The sequence below is a fragment of the Sunxiuqinia sp. A32 genome (assembly GCF_052690465.1).
Genome location: NZ_JBQYLI010000008.1, coordinates 155,656 through 175,127 on the forward strand (window position 1 = coordinate 155,656; position 19,472 = coordinate 175,127).

9 protein-coding genes are annotated in these 19,472 nt (G+C 36.8%); all 9 read left to right on the forward strand.

What is annotated here, in order from left to right; genetic code table 11:
• The first annotated feature begins 1 nt into the window (after position 1).
• The 9 genes from ACUNWD_RS10485 to ACUNWD_RS10525 all read left to right on the forward strand — a co-directional run bounded on the left by ACUNWD_RS10485 (position 2) and on the right by ACUNWD_RS10525 (position 19,344).
• Complete coding sequence (locus ACUNWD_RS10485) at positions 2-1,207, forward strand: DUF4959 domain-containing protein (protein ID WP_445587756.1); 1,206 nt, start codon at positions 2-4, stop codon at positions 1,205-1,207.
• 10 nt (positions 1,208-1,217) lie between these two features.
• A complete protein-coding gene (locus ACUNWD_RS10490) occupies positions 1,218-2,348 on the forward strand; it encodes a DUF4998 domain-containing protein (RefSeq protein WP_445587757.1) in 1,131 nt (376 codons plus the stop codon).
• 219 nt (positions 2,349-2,567) lie between these two features.
• Positions 2,568-3,161, forward strand: coding sequence for an RNA polymerase sigma factor (locus ACUNWD_RS10495; RefSeq protein ID WP_445587758.1), 594 nt, complete (start codon positions 2,568-2,570; stop codon positions 3,159-3,161).
• A 61-nt stretch (positions 3,162-3,222) separates the two neighbouring features.
• Positions 3,223-4,443, forward strand: coding sequence for a FecR family protein (locus ACUNWD_RS10500; protein ID WP_445587759.1), 1,221 nt, complete (start codon positions 3,223-3,225; stop codon positions 4,441-4,443).
• Positions 4,444-4,593: 150 nt separating this feature from the next.
• On the forward strand, positions 4,594-7,917 hold the full coding sequence (locus ACUNWD_RS10505; protein WP_445587760.1) for a TonB-dependent receptor: 3,324 nt from the start codon (positions 4,594-4,596) through the stop codon (positions 7,915-7,917).
• Positions 7,918-7,923: 6 nt separating this feature from the next.
• A complete protein-coding gene (locus ACUNWD_RS10510; protein WP_445587761.1) occupies positions 7,924-9,690 on the forward strand; it encodes a RagB/SusD family nutrient uptake outer membrane protein in 1,767 nt (588 codons plus the stop codon).
• 34 nt (positions 9,691-9,724) lie between these two features.
• Positions 9,725-10,696: a BT_3987 domain-containing protein gene (locus ACUNWD_RS10515; RefSeq protein WP_445587762.1), complete on the forward strand. Its 972-nt coding sequence runs from the start codon at positions 9,725-9,727 to the stop codon at positions 10,694-10,696.
• Between the two features lie 140 nt (positions 10,697-10,836).
• Positions 10,837-15,495: a glycoside hydrolase family 2 TIM barrel-domain containing protein gene (locus ACUNWD_RS10520; RefSeq protein WP_445587763.1), complete on the forward strand. Its 4,659-nt coding sequence runs from the start codon at positions 10,837-10,839 to the stop codon at positions 15,493-15,495.
• A 267-nt stretch (positions 15,496-15,762) separates the two neighbouring features.
• The gene (locus ACUNWD_RS10525; protein ID WP_445587764.1) at positions 15,763-19,344 is read left to right on the forward strand and encodes a glycoside hydrolase family 2 TIM barrel-domain containing protein; all 3,582 of its coding nucleotides are present in this window, start codon (positions 15,763-15,765) and stop codon (positions 19,342-19,344) included.
• Positions 19,345-19,472 lie beyond the last annotated feature (128 nt).

Below are 19,472 nucleotides of genomic sequence, written 5' to 3' on the forward strand. Positions count from 1 at the left end.
GATGAAGAAAATATATTTCATAATAGCTATACTGAATATGGTTCTTTTTATAGGGTGCGACGAAAACGTACTTGAGCCAATTTCAGATGACAATATGGCTCCGGGAAAAGTGGAAGTTGTTCAGGTTACCCCGCTTAATGGAGGCTTCGAAGTAGAATATACCCTTCCTGGTGATAAGGATTTAATGTACGTAAAGGCAGAATATGATTTGGCAGGTGGCGTAACAGGGGAAGTGAAAGTGTCTTATTTCGACAACAAACTTACTGTACTTGGCTTTGGAGATACTTCCGAACGAACTGTAAAATTATATGCAATTGATAGAGCAGAGAATCAATCAGAAGCTGTAGAGTTTACAGCGTCTCCACTAACACCTCCGGTACGACTAATTCAAGACTCACTTCGAATTATTAGTGATTTCGGTGGAGCTAAATTCACATGGGTTAACAGGACAGCTGCTCCAATTGCGATTGAAATTTTTGCAGAAGACTCAATTACTCATGAGTTGGTAAAAGTTAACACCGTTTATACTTCTCAGGTTAAATCTAAGTTTTCCATTCGTAATATGGAATCAGTTCCAACTAAATTTGGAGCAGTTGTAAGGGACCGCTGGGATAATGTATCTGATACCATTTATCCGATAGGTGGAGTACTTACTCCTCTGTATGAAGAGAGGCTGGACAAAACAAAAATGCGAAAGATAATATTGGACAGCGATACCAGGTGGGATGCATGGGGATTCAGATATGAAAACCTTTACGATGATGATTTTAACAGTACTGGTCATACACAGGGAGACCATCCATGGCCACAAATTTTCACTGTTGATTTGGGGGTTAAAGCTGCATTGAGTCGATTTAGAGTGTATCAGCGTGGACCCAATGATCAGGGGTGGTTTTTTGCTCATGGAAATCCAAAGACATATGATGTTTATGGAGCCGCTGAATTACCTGCTGATCCTAATGATTTATCTCAATGGCAAAAACTAAGACCACTATGTGTTTCGGTTAAACCATCTGGACTTACTGAAAATACAGATGAAGACATTCAGCATGGTTTAAATGGAGATGAATATGATTTTGACCAGGTGGAAAATCCGTCGGAAATCAGATATTTTCGTTTTGTAGTTTGGGAAACCTGGGATGGTGCAGGCTACGTCGATTTTAATGAGTTGACCTGGTGGGGAAATATTATTGAAGAATATAATTAAAATGACTATGATGAAAAAAATATCATTCTATAGATTCCTTCTGATTACCTTAGTTATTGCTGGAATTTATTCATGTAAAGATCAGATGGATCTTCACCAGGAATATGTAAAAGATGGTGAGATTATTTATCTGTCTAAATTTGATTCTATTGTTTCCTACTCTGGTGAAAATAGAGTGCAAATTTCCGGCTACTTAAAAAACGCATATAATGTTGAAAATATAGTTGTCTATTGGAATAATAGAGAGGATTCTTTAATTTTTGATTATTCTAAAACAGATTATATTGACTCTTTGAATTTGATTATTCCTGATTTGGAGGAAAAGTCATTTATATTTGAGGTTTGTACATACAATGGAGATGGTAATCGATCAATTGTAGTGCCGATTGCCGGAACTGCATATGGCGAAAATTATAGTAGTTTTCTAACACCAAGAAGAAATAATAGCTTTAGTTTTGAAAATGATGAGTTGAGTTCTCTTTGGTTAAGTCCAAACGACTTGGAGGTTGGAACTTTGATTAAGTATACGACTAATGACGATGAGGAACAAACACTAGTGATAGCACCAGAAGAATCGTCAATAGTTCTAGATAATCGTCAGCCTGGTACACCTGTTTCTTATCAGTCAATGTATATTCCAGAAATAGCAGCAATAGATACTTTCTATACCGATTGGGTAACTATGCAAGTATCATATGATGGTAAGGTCGATAAATCAGGATGGATCATTACTGGATTTTCAACTGAAGAACCTGCAGAAGGTGCACCAAACGGATTGGCTACCGCTGCGATAGATGGAGATATAAATACTTTCTGGCACTCTCAATGGAATGGAGGTAATCCAGGTTATCCCCATTGGTTTAGTGTTGACATGGGCGAGGAAGTCGAAATCTCCGCTATTGAGGTATTCAGAAGGCAAGGTAATGGCGGCGGTCAAACTAAGCACCAATTCTTGTATAGTACGAATGGCACGGACTGGGTTGATTACGGAACATTTGATATGAATAAAGATACAAATGATGGTCAGAGATTTAGTAATGAATCGAATCCAACTGCGAGATATATTAAATATGTTGCACTTGAAGGTGGCAATTTTTATGCGTTTCTTGGTGAGCTGAACGTATATACCCCTATGGATTAGTTTGTTAAATGATAAGAATTATAGGTGGAGTTTAGAACTCCACCTATTTTTTTTTATAAAAGACAAATACTAATATATATATTGTGTATTTTCAGACAAGTGTAATATTTTTAGGTTTTAGCCACGAAAAAGAAACTGGTTTAGGTAGGAGTGAAATAGCGAATTGGTAGGGCAAGATTTAATCCATATTTTTAATACAATTTTTATAAAATTAGCATATTGACAAAAGATAGCGAAATATGGGAAAAATTTAAGATTGGAGATAAGACTGCCTTATCTTACATTTACTTTCAGAATTTTGAATTAATGTTTCAATACGGCATTAAATTCAAAGATGATCCTGATTTTATAAAAGATTGTATTCAGGATGTATTTTTCAAGTTGATAAAGGCTGGTCCGAATTTGAGCCAAACAGAAAATATTCGATATTATTTATTTCGGGCCCTGAAAAATAATATTTATAAAGAGCTTAATAAGAGAAAGAAACTTCAGCTTGTTGAATTTGAGCAGTTGGCTTTTGAAGGTCAATTTCTTATTGAAGATGAACTATCTGAAAAAGAAAATGCCTCCAGTAAAGAGAAGGCATTATTAAAAGCATTGAAAAGTTTAAGTAGTCGGCAACGTGAAATAATCTTTTTACGTTATGAGAGTGGGCTGGATTATGACCAAATATGCGATATTATGGATCTTAAAAAGGATTCAGCTCGTAAGTTGGTGTATCGAGCTATTAAATTAATGAGAGATAATATTGATGATCAGCTTCAGATCCCGATTTATTTATTTTTCAATTTTTCCAGCAAATATGTTTTTTAGCATGAATTATTAGTGTCTACAAAATGAAGAAAATAGGACTTAATTTATAAAAGAGAGATAGGTGGATAGAAAATACTTAAAATATACCGTTGAAGATTTCACGCAGGATATTAAATTTATAAACTGGGTAACGAAAGGTACAGGGCAGAAGGAATGGAATGATTTTATTCAGAAAAATCCTGATTGTGAAAAAAATATACAAACTGCCAAAAAAATTGTTTTGGCTTTGCGGTATACAAAGAAAGATATGAAGCAAGATGATATACTGACGGTGTATCAAAATATCGAAACGTTTTATAATCTTAACAATAAGTCGAAAAGTCGCTTGAAACTTCGAAAATTCATGCAATATGCTGCATTATTTATTCTTGTTTTATCGATAGGAGCAGCAATTCCAATAATCTATTATGCAAAGAATCAGGTTCACTTCTCGGAAACGCAATTTACCTATAAAGAAGACACGAATGCAAGATTGATAACATCGGGAGGTAAAGAGATATTATTTAGAGGGGAGCACTCTGATTTGGAGTTAAGTTCATCTGGGAATGAATTGAAAATTGATCAGGATAGCATTGTCAGATTGGATTCCGATTTAAATCAAATGGCAGAATTGGTTGTGCCTTATGGAAAAAGATCAAACATTGAATTATCTGATGGCACAAAAGTGTGGCTTAATGCTGGTTCTAAACTTATTTTCCCTCAAAAATTTTCAGGAAAATACAGAAAAGTTTACTTGAAAGGGGAAGGATATTTTGAAGTGACAAAAAACAAAGACTTTCCATTTATAGTAAATGCCAATCAGTTGGACGTTAAAGTTTACGGTACAAAATTCAATGTAAATAATTTTGATTCAGATGTTAATCTGGAAGTTGTTCTGGTAGAGGGCGAAGTTGGTCTTAAAGAGAATAGTCTGATCAATTTGCTCAATAAAGAAATAAAGCTTGCCCCGAATCAAAGAGCAGTATTTAATAAGAACAACAATCTAACAAAAGTTGAATCGAATGTTAATGTAGATTATTACACCTCTTGGACGCAAGGCATACTTGAGTTCAATAGACAAAGTATTTTGTTTGTGTTTGATAAGCTTTCAAGGTACTACAATGTGGAATTTGTGACTGAGGGAAAAGTCGAGTTGAGCAAAAAAATTAGTGGAAAATTGGATCTTAAAGATTCGCTGGAGACTGTGATGAATGTTATTTCAGATGCAGCTCCCATAAGCTTTAAAATACAGAAAGACCAAATATTTGTATACAGTAATATAAAAACATTGCCTATGCAATAAAAGAAATCCGGGAAATGCGGTCAACATTCCCCGGACACACACACAATAAACGTCAAATAAATTTCAACGCTTACTTAACACTTCAAATTTATAAAAAAAGGTGTGAATTCGCGCTAATAGCTCGGAGACTTATGAAATTTATTGAAAGAAATGAAGTTATTGTGGGTATTTTTTATTGTAGGATCACTTGCTATCTCATTGAATTCATATTCTCAGCAGACAAGTTTGAGCTTTAAATTCAATGATGTATCGGTCAAAGATATATTTTATCAGATCGAGGAAAATAGTGAATTCGTTTTCTTTTACAACGAAGACAATATAGATGTTAATCGTAAATTAAGTCTTAATGTTAAAAATGAAACTGTTGAAAATATATTAAATCAAGTACTTAAGGGAACCAATAATTCTTTCAAGATTTACGACAGGCAGATCGTGATCTTGGGACCAGTGATGGAAGAAGTTCCTTCAATTTTTAAATTGGGAGTTGATCAAACTCAAAAAATACCGATGTCTGGATTGGTATTTGGAGCAGATGGAAATCCTGTTCCTGGGGTTACAGTTGTTATAAAGGGGACTACTATTGGTTCCATTACAGATATAGATGGGAGATATAATTTAAATGAAGTACCGACAGATGCAATACTGCTGTTTTCTTTTGTTGGTATGAAGCCACAGGAAGTTGAAGTTGACGGTAAAAGTATATTGAATGTAGTCATGCAGGAAGAAGCACAAGGAGTGAACGAAGTTGTAGTTGTAGGGTATGGTGTTCAAAAGAGATTGACCACTATTGGCTCTCAATCTAGTATTACTTCAAAGGACTTGAATTCGCAACCTGTATCTAACATTTCAAATGCTATATCTGGACGAATCGCAGGGATTGTTGCTGTTCAACGAAGTGGAGAACCTGGTTATGATGAATCGGAAATTTATATTCGTGGTATTTCAACTTTTACCAATAATAATCCTTTAATTCTGGTCGATGGGATAGAGCGTAAATTTGGAAATATAGATGCCGAAGATATTGAAAGCTTTACGATTCTCAAGGATGCATCTGCGACTGCTGTATATGGAGTAAGGGGAGCAAATGGAGTAATTCTTATCGAGACGAAAAAGGGAGAAGTTGGTAAGCCTAAAATTAATATTCAAGCAAATACAGGAATAACTCAATTTACTAGAACACCCCACTTTGCTGATGGTGTTACTTACCTTGAAATGGCTAATGAAGCCTATAAAAATAGTTATCCAAATAGAGAGATTCCATTGTATTCTACAGAACGAGTTTTGAAAACAGCCGATGGTTCAGATCCTGATTTGTATCCAAATGTAAATTGGATCGATGAAATATTCAGTGAATTTGGTCATAATAACCGAATTAATATGAATGTGAGTGGTGGTACCGATATCGCAAAATATTATTTGTCTTTAGGGTATTATGATGAAACTGGTTTATTTAAAACGGAGAAAACGTCAACATACAACACATCAATAAGATACAGGCGATACAATTTTACAAGTAATCTGAGTTTAAAAATTCTAAAAAATACTCAGCTCGATTTCGGGGCGTCCGGTTGGATATCCAACGGAAACTATCCTGGAACCAGATCGGTTGATATTTGGAATGCTGCTTTTGTTTCACCTCCTACATTAAATCCACCTGTTTACTCGAATGGATATGTTGCTCATAACAGAACTGGTGATGTTGGGAACCCGAAAGATTTACTAGCATACAGTGGCTATATCAATGAGATGAGAAACCAGATTTGGTCCAATATTAGATTATCACAGAATTTAGATGGGCTTATTCAAGGTTTATCGCTCTACGGAATGTTTTCATTCGATAATTATAACAGTCATAATATTTCCAGAACAAAAACAGTAGATACTTATTTTGCTACAGCAAGAGACGAGGACGGGGAATTGATATTTGAACAAACCAGAATCGGATCAAATTACTTAGGATATAGTCGTTCAAATGGTGGGAATCGCCAGTTTTATGCTGAGGCTGCTATAAACTACGAAAATTCGTTTGGCAAGAATGAAATAAGCGGCATGTTATTATATAATCAAAGTGAAAAGAACGATGCATTTGCCGGAGATTTTATCAATTCAATACCTGCTCGTTTTCAGGGGATAGCAGCCAGGGGAACCTATGCATATGAGAATAAATATTTGGGTGAAGTTAATTTAGGCTATAATGGTTCGGAAACATTCAGTGCCGGAAATCGCTTTGGATTTTTTCCTTCATTTGGACTAGGCTGGGTAACCTCTAGTGAGAGATTTTTCAGGTCATTATCAAAATCAATCCAATTTTTTAAAATAAGAGCATCATACGGTATCGTTGGAAATAGTAACATCGGTGGGCGTCGGTTTGCCTATCTTTCAACTGTCGATCCTGTATCTGGTTATTCTTTTGGAAATAATACAACAGTTAGTTACAATGGACTGGATATTGGTGATTATTCCGTGGATGTTACCTGGGAGAAAGCAAAGAAGCTCAATCTGGGAGTCGATATGCGCACATGGGAAAATGATTTATCTCTTTCGATTGATTTATTTAAGGAAATCAGGTCCGGAATTTTTTTACAGCGAGGTGATTTGCCAGCTTATGCAGGAGTTCGAAACACACCATGGGGAAATTTGGGGGAGGTGCATAATCATGGGATTGATGCGACTTTAGCTTTTCATAAAAAGTTAAATCAGAATCTAAATATTGATTTTCGGGGTAATTTCACATGGAATCGTGCAATTGTTGTTGAAAATGCAAATGCTCCCTGGCCATATCCCTGGCAACAAAGAATTGGAAGAAAACTGGGACAGCGGTTTGGCAAAATAGCAATCGGTCTATTTGTAAGTGAAGAAGAAATTGCGAACAGTGCAGTTCAAACCGGAGATATTCAACCTGGCGATATCAAGTACAAAGATTTAAATGGAGATGGTAAAATTGATAGCTACGATGAAGGCCCGATAGGATATGGTTCTTTACCGGAAATGGTATTCGGGTTCGGTCCCTCTGTTAATTACAAAGGATTTGCTGTTGGAGCTTGGTTTAAAGGAATCGGAAATGTAGACATTTCCCTAAATGGAGAGGGGCTTCAACCTTTTCGTCTGGAAGGATTAAGAGGTAATCTTTTTAGTAACATTACGGATCGGTGGACTCCCGAAAACCAAAATCCTCGCCCAACCTATCCCCGTCTGACATATCCTTCAACTTCAAATTCAAACTATGATAATAGTAGTTGGTGGATTAAAAACGGCGCATTTGTTAGACTGCAAAATATAGAGTTAAGCTATACTTTCCCGAAAGATGGCTGGACAAAAAAAGTTGGATTTTCGAATTTTAGAATTTATGCTATCGGTTATAATGTCGCGACATTTAGTGACTTTAAGATGTGGGATGTTGAACTTGGTGATGGAAAGGGTGCACAATACCCACTGGTGAAGACATATAATTTTGGTTTTGATTTTCAATTTTAAACGGAAATGAATCAATCGGTTGTGAAATATAAGTTTCTGATTTGCCTAAGTGTATTAATTATCGCTTTGTACGGATGTGATGACTATTTGGACGAGATTCCCGATGATCGTCTTACGATTGAAGAGGTCTTCCAGAAAAAAAATACATCGGAAGAGTATTTGGCGAATATTTATAACTATATCCGAGATGAATCAGATCAATGGAATGGGAATCCATGGACAGGCAGTGTTGACGAAGTTGATGTGGCTTGGGCTAAGCATGACATCTATCAAATAACAATTGGTAACTGGAATGCTACAAGTGCTCCATTTACCTTTTGGTCTCATTTTTATAATGGAATTAGATCTGCTACATATTTTATCAATCACATTGATGCAAATGATGAATTACTGAGGGTAGGTGGACAGCATCTTGTCGATCAATACAAAGCTGAAGCACGTTTCTTAAGGGCTTATTTTTATTTTATGCTGATGCGTCAATATGGTCCTGTTGTTCTTATTGGAAACGACATATTGGCTGCCGATATTCCCGTCGCTGATTTGATGCTTCCTAGAAGTTCATTTAATGAATGCGTAGATTATGTCGTTGGTCAATTGGATTCAGCAGCTGTGCAACTTCCAATTGTTCCCGCTCAGGATCAGGATTATGGGCGTGCTACCAAGGGGGCTGCACTTGCTATTAAATCGAGATTGTTGTTGTATGCGGCTAGTCCACTTTACAATGGAAACTCGTCATTATCAAGTTTTCGAAACTTGGAAAATGAACCATTGATATCATTGTTTTACGATAGGGAAAAATGGAAGCGAGCAGCAGATGCAGCAAAAGAAGTAATTGATTTGGATGTTTATCAACTTTATAAAGATCCTGGTGGTGATCTCATTAAAACACAAAGAGACATTTTGCTTACACCATGGAACCAGGAATGTATTTTTGCCAGAAAAAGCAATAATCAGGCAGCCTGGGATGTGCATTGCTCCATTCGGAGAGCCGGAGGATGGAGTGGTGTTGGCGCTACTCAGGAAATGGTTGATGCTTACTTTATGAAAGATGGGAAATCAATATATGAATCCCCTTTATACTCAGAAAGTGGTTTTACAAATAATATTTCAAATATGTATGTGGATCGGGAGCCTAGATTTTATGCTTCTATAATATACAACGGACAAAAATATAAGGGTGGATCTATTGTTTCCGATTCTGTAACAGTTGATTTTACGTATAGTGGCGTAGATGGTAAGCAGGTTGGTGGTGAAGATTATACGCATACTGGTTACCTTGTTTATAAGAATGTGTCTTCGGAAACAAACCGGCTAGCTGGGCAATATAAAAGCAGACCATTGGTTCTGATTCGATTGGGTGAGGTTTACTTGAATTACGCTGAAGCATTAGCTGAGTATGGCGGAAGCGCGGCTGAGACAGAAGCTTTAAGTTATCTTAATTTAATTAGAGAACGTGCAGGAATACCTCAATATGGAGTTGGCGTTGGGGCGTTGCCTGTTGTTTCCGGAGCAGAATTAATTGAGAAAATCAGAATGGAGCGCAGAGTTGAATTAGCGTTTGAAACTCATCGGTGGTTTGATATGAGACGGTGGAAAGTTGCCAAAGAAAACATGGGTGAGATGCATGGAATGAGAATTGATAAAAATGGTGAGGAATTTTATCAGCGTGTTGTTGCTTCAACACATGTGTGGAAAGATGAATATTACTGGTGGCCGATTCCACAGTATGAGATGGATCGAGCTAATTTAATCGTTCAAAATCCGGGATGGTAAAATTAGGGTAGAAGTAAGATTAAACTATTATGACATGAATCTGAAGTCAATATATCTCTATCTTTTTTTTGTAAGCTTATGCTTTTTAAGCGTGAGCTGTAAGGATAATATTGAAATTCCAGGAGGTGATCCAGATGAATATAGTAGGATTTATATGTCAGCTGCTGTGGGGAAATTAAATGTTGTAACTCTTCAGATGATTGATTCGGTTCAGTTGATTTCTTATGGTGCAAGTTTTGGTGGCTATGGTTATCCGTCGAATGATATTCAAGTTCAATTTAGTGTTGACAAAAATTTAGTGGATACATATAATTTGAAAAATGAAACGAACTACCCGATATTACCTGCTGAAAGTTATGAATTGAGTCACATAGTAGCAGTGATACCAGCTGGTGAAGTTTCAACAATTCCATTACATATTGAGATTAATCCTCAATCCGGTCTTGAATTATTTAAAACATATTTGTTACCGGTAAGTATCCGTGAAACAGATTCGGAGTACATAATAAATGAGGACCTTAAGACTACCTATTTTCTGATTCAAGCTGTACTTGAATTTGAAAATTTCCCAAAATACGATCGTTCCCATTGGAGTGTTTTAGGAGTATCGTCTGAGGAACCAAATGAGGGACCTTTAAATGGAGGTGTTGGAATGTCAGCATTCGATAATAATATTTATTCCTTTTGGCATACAAAGTGGTTTGGTGGCTTTGCTACTCCCCCTCATTGGATTGCTATTGATATGGGAGAAGTACAAAAAGTACACGGACTATCAATTATTGGAAGGCAATCAAATCAATCCGGGAAACCAAAAGATATACTTATATCGGTTAGTCATGATGGTGAGCAATGGATCGACATTCATAATATACAACTTGCAAATGTTAAAACAGAACAGCAATTTTTTGTTAGTGATATGCAAGATGCCAGATTTATTAAACTAACAGTTCTGTCGACATATGGTGATGTAAAATACGTCCATTTGGCAGAATTGTATGTGTTTTAAAAGATATTGATTAGAAGATGAATACAAAGAATAATTTAGCTTAAACACTAATTAAATAAGAATATTTACTTGTGAATATCAATGTGGCGTAAGCGATATTCTCTGGAAAATAATTGCAATAATTTTATTAAACTTAATTTATGGCACACACACACAAATTATTTTTGATGTTATTCCTTTTGATTAGTTCCTGTTCAATTTTTACAGGAAATAGTCAAATGATTCCTGATGATCCTTTATATATCTACAATAAGTACAGTGGTCAAGTACTTGGAGTAGGTGAAAATGTATTGGCAAACTGGGAAAAGATTGATGATACAGATGAAGCGGTTGAGTATACCGGGGGATGGGGAACTTTCCAGGGAAATCCAGGATTTCAGGGAACGGAACACTTTTCTACTACACAGGGGGCTTCAGCAAAATTTACTTTTACAGGAGTAAAAGCACGCTATTATGGCTTTTTAAGGGGAGATTTGGATAAAGCAGAGGTTCGGGTCGATGGTAATTTTGTAACCAAAGTAGCATGTTATGAAGGAACTGAGTTTGATGCTTTGTTATACGAAACTGAACTGCTTCCATATGGCGAGCATACGCTTGAAATACTTTCTACAGGCGATCAGGCTACCGATTATGAAATTATTATTGATGCTTTTGAATTTGCACAAAGTGATGAATCTATTCTCGCAGTGGAGCAAAGTTCTTTTACTGGAGGACAAAGTCAGAAATGGGAACTAGTGGATAAGGGAGATTCTTATTTTCAGCTCATTAATATGAAAAATGGAAAAGCAATTACTGCTGGCTCTTCACAAAATGACAAAGTAGTGCAACTTGCTCATCCTGATAATTCAGATAGTCAACTTTGGAAAAAAAGTGATGAGAATCCTTATTTTAATGGACTGATTAATAAATCAAGTTCACTTTATCTTGATTTGCAGGATCTGTCGTTTGGTGATGGTGTAATTTGCGAACAAGCTGCGAATAGTGGTTCCACAAGTCAACAATGGGGAGTTTGGAACGTAAATTCAAGGATTGAAGCTGTTGTGCCAGAGTATCAGTATATCTATAAAATTGTGAATATTAACGGACAGGCTATTGATAATAATGGTTCATTGGATAACAATGGCACTTTTGACTTGAAGTCTGATAATGCTGCTGATAATTTCAACCAGCAATGGATGCTTACTGAAACTGGTCAGGGATATTATACACTGACAAACAGAAAAAGCAATAAGAATATGGATAATTCGGCTGGTTCAACAGCTGATGGCAATAAGATGGTTCAATGGAGTGCCAATTCCGGGAATGAAAATCAGCGATGGAAGCTAACTTACTACGGAAGTTTTTACACCTTGACCAATGAGGCAAGCGGTAAAAACCTTGATTGGAGAAAAGTATCAAGTGATGGATACTTGTGTCAGTATACAGCCAATCCGGAGAGTGAATATCAGCAGTGGAAAATCGAATTGGTGGGAGAGAGAGAACATCATGATTGGGAAGATGAATCCATTTTTGCAATAAACAAAGAGCCTGGACACGTAACGTATATACCATTTACATCAATTAATGAATTAAAGAGCGATCCGACTTGGGAAAGACCATGGGAGACACCAAATTCTTCGAGCTTTTTGTTGTTGAATGGAGATTGGAAATTTAATTCGGTAAAGCAACCTTCTGAGCGTCCGGTTGATTTTTATAAAACTGATTTTGATGTTTCCGGATGGAGCGAAATTCCTGTCCCATCAAATTGGGAATTGCAAGGATATGGTACTCCAATCTACACAAATATTACGTATCCGCATGCTAACATGCCTCCTTATATTGTGTCGCAGTCTGGTTATACAAATGCTACAGAACCCAATCCGGTTGGGTCATACCGTCGTACTTTTAACTTGCCTGCTAATTGGGCTGAAAAAGAGGTTTTTCTACATTTTGATGGTGTTTATAGTGCAATGTATGTTTGGATTAACGGGCAAAAAGTTGGTTACAGCCAAGGGGCAAATAATGCTGCAGAATTTAATATTACAGAATATCTGCATGCTGGCGAAAATACAATTGCCTGCGAAGTCTATCGCTGGAGTGATGGTAGTTACCTGGAAGATCAGGACATGTTCCGTTTAAGCGGTATTCATCGCGATGTGTTCATTTATGCTACACCCAAGGTGCGTATTCGCGACTATTTCACCGAGTCAGAATTTGATGGTGATGATTTTAGTTCTGCACTATTTAAAGTGAAAGCATCCATTCAGAATCATGAGACGTCAACATCAGCAGCAACTAAAATGGAATTTATTCTTTTGGATGAAAATGGAACAGAAGTGCTTTCAACTTCAAAATCGATTGATGCAATTCCAGCAGGTGAGGAAGCGACAGTAACAATGAGTGAAACTATTAGCAATCCGAAATTGTGGACTGCTGAAACTCCAAATTTGTATTCAGCAATTGTTGTTTTAAAAGATAATCAGGATAATACACTTGAAGTGTTATCATCGAAATTTGGTTTCAGGAAAATTGAAATTAAAAACAAACATGTATATATAAACAACACTGCTGTATTTTTTAAAGGCGTTAACCGTCACGATACGCATCCAATTTTTGGTAAGGCAATTCCTGTAGAATCCATGATTCAGGATATTGAATTAATGAAGCAAAATAACATCAATACCATCCGTACCTGCCACTATCCGAATGATCCGAAAATGTATGCACTTTATGATTATTATGGATTGTATATAATGGATGAAGCAGATATCGAATGTCATGGAAATCAGTCGTTAAGCGATAATCCAGATTGGCTGCCTGCATTTGTCGACAGAATGGTTCGCATGGTGGAGAGAGACAAAAACCATCCCTCTGTCATTTTCTGGTCAATGGGTAATGAAAGTGGAAGCGGAAGAAACTTTTTCGAAGTGAATAAAGCGGCAAAAGCAATTGATCCGGTGCGTCCGATTCACTACGAAGGAAAGAACAATGCAGCAGATTTTGATTCGCAAATGTATCCTGACTTGGTTGATGCAGCTAGAAATGATGCATCTAATACTTCCAGACCATATTTCTTTTGCGAATATGCTCATGCGATGGGAAATGCTCCAGGAAACCTTAAGGAATATTGGGATTTGATTGAAAGTTCGAATCGCATAATTGGTGGTTGTATCTGGGATTGGGTGGACCAAGGATTGATAAAATACGGTGAGGATCCAACAAAATATTATTTTGGAAGCGATTTTGGCGATACACCAAATGATTACGATTTCTGTTTGAATGGTGTTGTTACGCCTGATCGCAAGGTTACAGCCAAGTTGTTGGAAGTGAAAAAGGTTTATCAATATATAAAAATAAAGGCCGCCAATATTTCTGAGAAAGAAATTACTATTCAAAACAAATATGGCTTTATCAATCTGGATCAGTTTGAACTGAATTGGGAACTTGTAAAGGACGGTTTAGCAATTGAAACTGGTTCCATGGAACTGCCAGGCGTGGCAGCTGGTGCAGATTTAAATCTGACAATTCCTTATTCATCAGATCTATCAGATACAGGTGAATATTTTCTGAATTTCTCAGTTGAAATGAAAGAAGAAACATCGTGGTCACCTGCTGAGCATATAGTTGCAACAGAACAAATTCGATTAACTGATAGAATTGAGCCAGTTGCAGTTACAACTGCTTCTGTAGGTCAGTTAGTTGTTTCAGAACAACCATCGGCTTATTTGATTGAAGGCGGTGATTTCAGTGTAACGTTTGACAAGAGTAATGGAGCTTTATCTTCTTTAATTTATGCAGGTAAAGAGATGATCTTTAATGGCGAAGGCCCTGAATTTAGTTACTTCAGAAAAATCAATAACGATAAGAATTCAAACAGGGTGTTAACGGAGTCAATAATTTCAAAGCAATCGTTATCTGTTTCTCCTTCTTCCGATTCAAAAAAGGTAACTGTTGTTGCCAAAATGAATGCAACGAATAGCCTGGGTATATTCCCATATACTTTAAGCTATTCAATTTATGGAAATGGTGTTATTGACGTGGATGTGAAAATTACAAATACTGCAAATACAGGAGATATGCCCCGTATTGGACTGCAAATGGCATTGTCAACCGACCTGGAAAGTGTTGAATGGTATGGCCGCGGTCCAATGGAGAACTATGCTGACCGAAAAGCTGCTGCTTATTTTGGCCAATACTCGAATACGGTCGATGGAATGCTTGAGCATTACGTTCGGTCACAAAGTAGCGGGAATAGGGAGGATGTTCGATGGTTAAATCTTTCAAACCAATCAGGAGAAGGGGTAAAGATTACTTCAAAAGGAAAGTTAAACTTCAACGCCCTGCATTTCACCAATCGCGATTTGTGGGATGCTGTTCATGATTTTGCTTTGGACGGAGTTAAACGAGACGAGGTAATCGTATGTCTTGACTACATGCAAAAAGGCTTGGGAAATGCCAGCTGTGGTCCGGATGTGCTTTCTGAGTACAAAGTGCCGGGGGATATCGATTATAATTATTCGTTCAGAGTTGAAAGTCTGAAAAGTCTTGCGACAGATATCTCTCAAATAAAAAAAAAAGAAGAAATGAAAGTCTTCCCAAATCCGGCAGATGATACTTTAAATGTTTCATTCTATAGTGAAGGTCACCCGAATGCTATCTTGAAAATTTGCTCATTGAATGGTAGTGAACTGAGAAGAATTCAGTGCGTAAAAGGGACAAATCAGGTACAGTTGCCGGTTGGTGATTTGAGCAGTGGAACATATTTATATGTCGTGGAAATGAAAAATTCCAGGCATCAAGGAAAATTCATCAAGTTATAAATCCCATTTTAAAATATTTACTAGTACATCGGAAGAAGTAATTCTTTATTTCTTTCGGTGTATTTATAAAATGGCTTACATGATATTACAAATCAGACAGAAGGGATTTATTTTACAACAGATCAGAATAAGCAGAACGCGAGGAAAATTGTCAAGTAAAAGGAAGTGATCCATGACTGAATAATCACTCATGAATATGAAAGATAGATCAATCGTTAATAAGATACATTTTTATAAAACCACTTAAACAACTAATTAATTTTTAACATGCAGAAAATTCGATTTTTATTTTTAGGCGCGCTAGCTATTTTTCTGGTGGCGACAAAGCCCGGTCAATCGCAGGAAATTAATGAAGATATTTTATACAAAATTGTTAGTCCTTCGGGCTTGGTAATTGATAATCTGAATACTGAGCAAAATGCCAGTCATATTTATCTCGGAAAAGATGTAAAAAAGAGTAAAGGGCAATACTGGCGTATTGTTTCCGCAGGGAACCGATATTTGATTTACTGTCCTTTCAATTTGAAATCAATGGATGTGGTTGAAGGAGAAGACGAAAAATATCCGGTAAACCTTTGGGGATATAGCAGAGGAAATAGAAATCAGCATTGGTATTTGCAAGAGTTGTCCAATGGTACTTTCTCTATTGCTCATGCTAATTCTGGGATGCTTCTAGTTCCTTCTGAAGGCGACCAGAATGGAAAGATGATTTATATATCATCAAAACAAAAGGCTGTATGGAAATTGGTTCCTACTTCGATGAAACTACCTCCTGAAAACTTTACAGGAAAAGATAATTGGGAGAACGAACAGATTTTTGCTGTGAATAAGGAAGAGGGGCACAATACTTATATTCCATATCCCAATGTGGCGAGTTTGAAGGCAGATAAGTATTTTAATTTTCCATGGGAAGTTCCCACATCTGAATATTATCAATCATTGAATGGTGATTGGAAATTCCATTGGGTAAAACAACCTTCGGAGCGTCCAACTGATTTTTACAAGACAAACTATGATGTGTCTTCATGGAACGAGATTCCAGTTCCGTCAAACTGGGAGATGCATGGTTATGGAACTCCAATTTATACGAATATTACATACCCGTTTCTAAATAAGCCATCGTTAATTCGACCACAAAAAGGATATACAAACGAAAAGGAGCCAAACCCGGTTGGATCATACCGTCGGAATTTCAATATTCCTGAAGGCTGGGATGGGAAAGAGGTATTTCTTCATTTTGATGGCGTTTATAGCGGCCTTTCAGTTTGGGTAAATGGAAAGAAAGTTGGGTATAGTCAGGGAGCCAACAACGATGCGGAATTCAATATTACCGACTTCGTAAAAACAGGAGAGAACATGATTGCTGCTGAAGTTATTCGCTGGAGTGACGGCAGCTACCTCGAAGATCAGGATATGTTTCGATTGAGTGGTATTCACCGCGATGTATTTCTTTATGCAACGCCAAAACTACATGTTCGCGATTATCATTTGAAAAATGAATTTACAAACGATAATTATGAGTCAGCTCTCTTTAAAGTTGATGCTTCAGTGAAAAATCTGGGAAGTAAAATAAATAAAGCAAATACACTGGAAGTTACTTTACTTGATCCTGCCGGTAACGAGGTTGTTACGCTTGAGCAAAAAGTAAATGATCTTAACAAAGAAGAAAAGGTCTTTCAGTTGCAGGCACAAGTTGAGAATCCAATGCTGTGGTCGGCTGAAAATCCAAACTTATATTCGGTAATCGTCTCATTGAAAGATGAAAATGGGGCGGAAACAGAGGCGATGTCTTCAAAATTTGGCTTCCGAAATGTTGAAATAAAGAACAAACGTCTTTATATCAATAACGAGCAAGTATTCTTAAAGGGAACAAACCGCCATGATACCGATCCCGTTTATGGACGTGCTATTCCGGTTGAAACGATGTTGAAAGATGTATTGATGATGAAACAACACAATATCAATACGGTAAGGACAAGTCACTATCCAAACAGCTCAAAAATGTATGCCATGTACGATTATTATGGTTTGTACATTGTTGATGAAGCCGATTTGGAATGTCACGGAAATTCAAGTTTAAGTGATAAAATGAGCTGGCAAGCTGCCTATATTGATCGTATTACTAGAGCTGTTGAACGGGATAAAAACCACCCTTCAGTTATTATTTGGTCGTTGGGTAATGAAAGTGGTGCTGGTCGGAATATGGTAGCTATGTACAAAAGGGCAAAGGAGCTGGATCCATCGCGCCCTGTGCATTACGAAGGGCAAAATGATGCTGTTGATGTTGATTCGCATATGTATCCCGGCTTAGATAATATGGCCAGTTTCGACCAACGAGATACCGATAAACCTTACTTTTTATGTGAGTATGCGCATGCGATGGGTAATGCTCCTGGAAATATGGCAGAGTATTGGGATTATATTGAAAATAAATCACAGCGAATGATTGGTGGCTGCGTTTGGGATTGGGTAGATCAGGCCATTTATAAATATGGAGAACCTAAAGATCATTACTACTACGGTGGTGATTTTGGTGATGTGCCAAATGACGAAGACTTTTGTTGTAATGGATTGACAACTCCTGATCGCCGGGTGACTGCCAAATTATTGGAAGCGAAAAAAGTGTATCAATACATCAAATTCAGAGATTTAGCTTTAAGATCTGGGAAGATCGAGATTTTGAACCGTTATGACTTTACCAACTTAAATGCATTCACTTTTAAATGGGAAATTCTAAAAAATGGTATTGCTGTTGAATCGGGTGTGTTGGATAATTTTGACTTGGCGCCAAATCAAAAAGCAATTGTCAAAGTCCCATATAAAACCCGGATTGATAACGAAAATGAGTACTTCCTGAATGTGTATGTGGAATTAAACTCAGATACACGTTGGGCGAAAGCTGGTCATGAAGTCGCTAAAGAGCAATTTGCCATAAATACCCGCACAAAAATTGAAACGATTGATCTTGCAAAATTAGAAACAATTGATGCAAAACTTAAGGGAGATGATTTGGTAATGAAGACGACTGAATTTAAAGCTGTTTTTGATACGAAATCCGGTATTTTTACTTCATTGGAATATGATGGAAACGAACTTATTTATAATGGTAATGGCTTAAATTTAAATTGGTACAGAAGTGTAAGCAATGATAAGTTTACCGATCAACGCTATTATGAAACAACGAATAATGAGCCTTTATTGACTTGGAAAACGGATGCCAGTGGTAAATTTGTTACCATGCTGGTAAATACCACCGCTACAATTCATTCGAAACAAGATATTAGCATTCCTTATATGGTGAAATATGTAGTGTATGCAAATGGAACCATTGATGTGGATGCCAGCTTTACAAAACCTGATAATGGTTCGATTGTGAGACGTTTAGGATTGCAAATGCAACTGCCACAGGGTTTTGAGAATATTGAATGGTACGGTAATGGTCCTCACGAAAATTATATTGACCGAATTCAATCTGCATTTACCGGATTATACCAAACAACAGTTACCGAGATGGAGGCCGAACATTACGTGCGTTCACAAAGTATGGGAAACCGGGAAGAAATTAGATGGGTTACAATTACCAACGACAAGAATGTGGGTTTGAAAGTTATTTCGAAAGATTATTTAAGTTTCAGTGCATTGCATTTAACCGACCAGGATATCTGGACTGCAAAACACGATTTTGCGTTGGATGGTGTTCGAAAACCAGAAGTTTACCTTAATTTGGATTGTATGCAACAAGGGCTGGGAAATGCTTCATGCGGACCTCGACCATTGTTGAAATATATGATTCCTGAAAATGCCCCAATTGGGTACTCATTCCGAATTGAATTCGTGAAAAATAAATGAAACTAATTATGTGTGAATATCAAAATATGGTTAATAACTATATTTTGTAAATCTTAATTAAACGAAAGAAGTTAATTTCTAACTTCTTTCGTTCTTGAGTATCGTAAGGGCGAAATGTCTAAAAATTA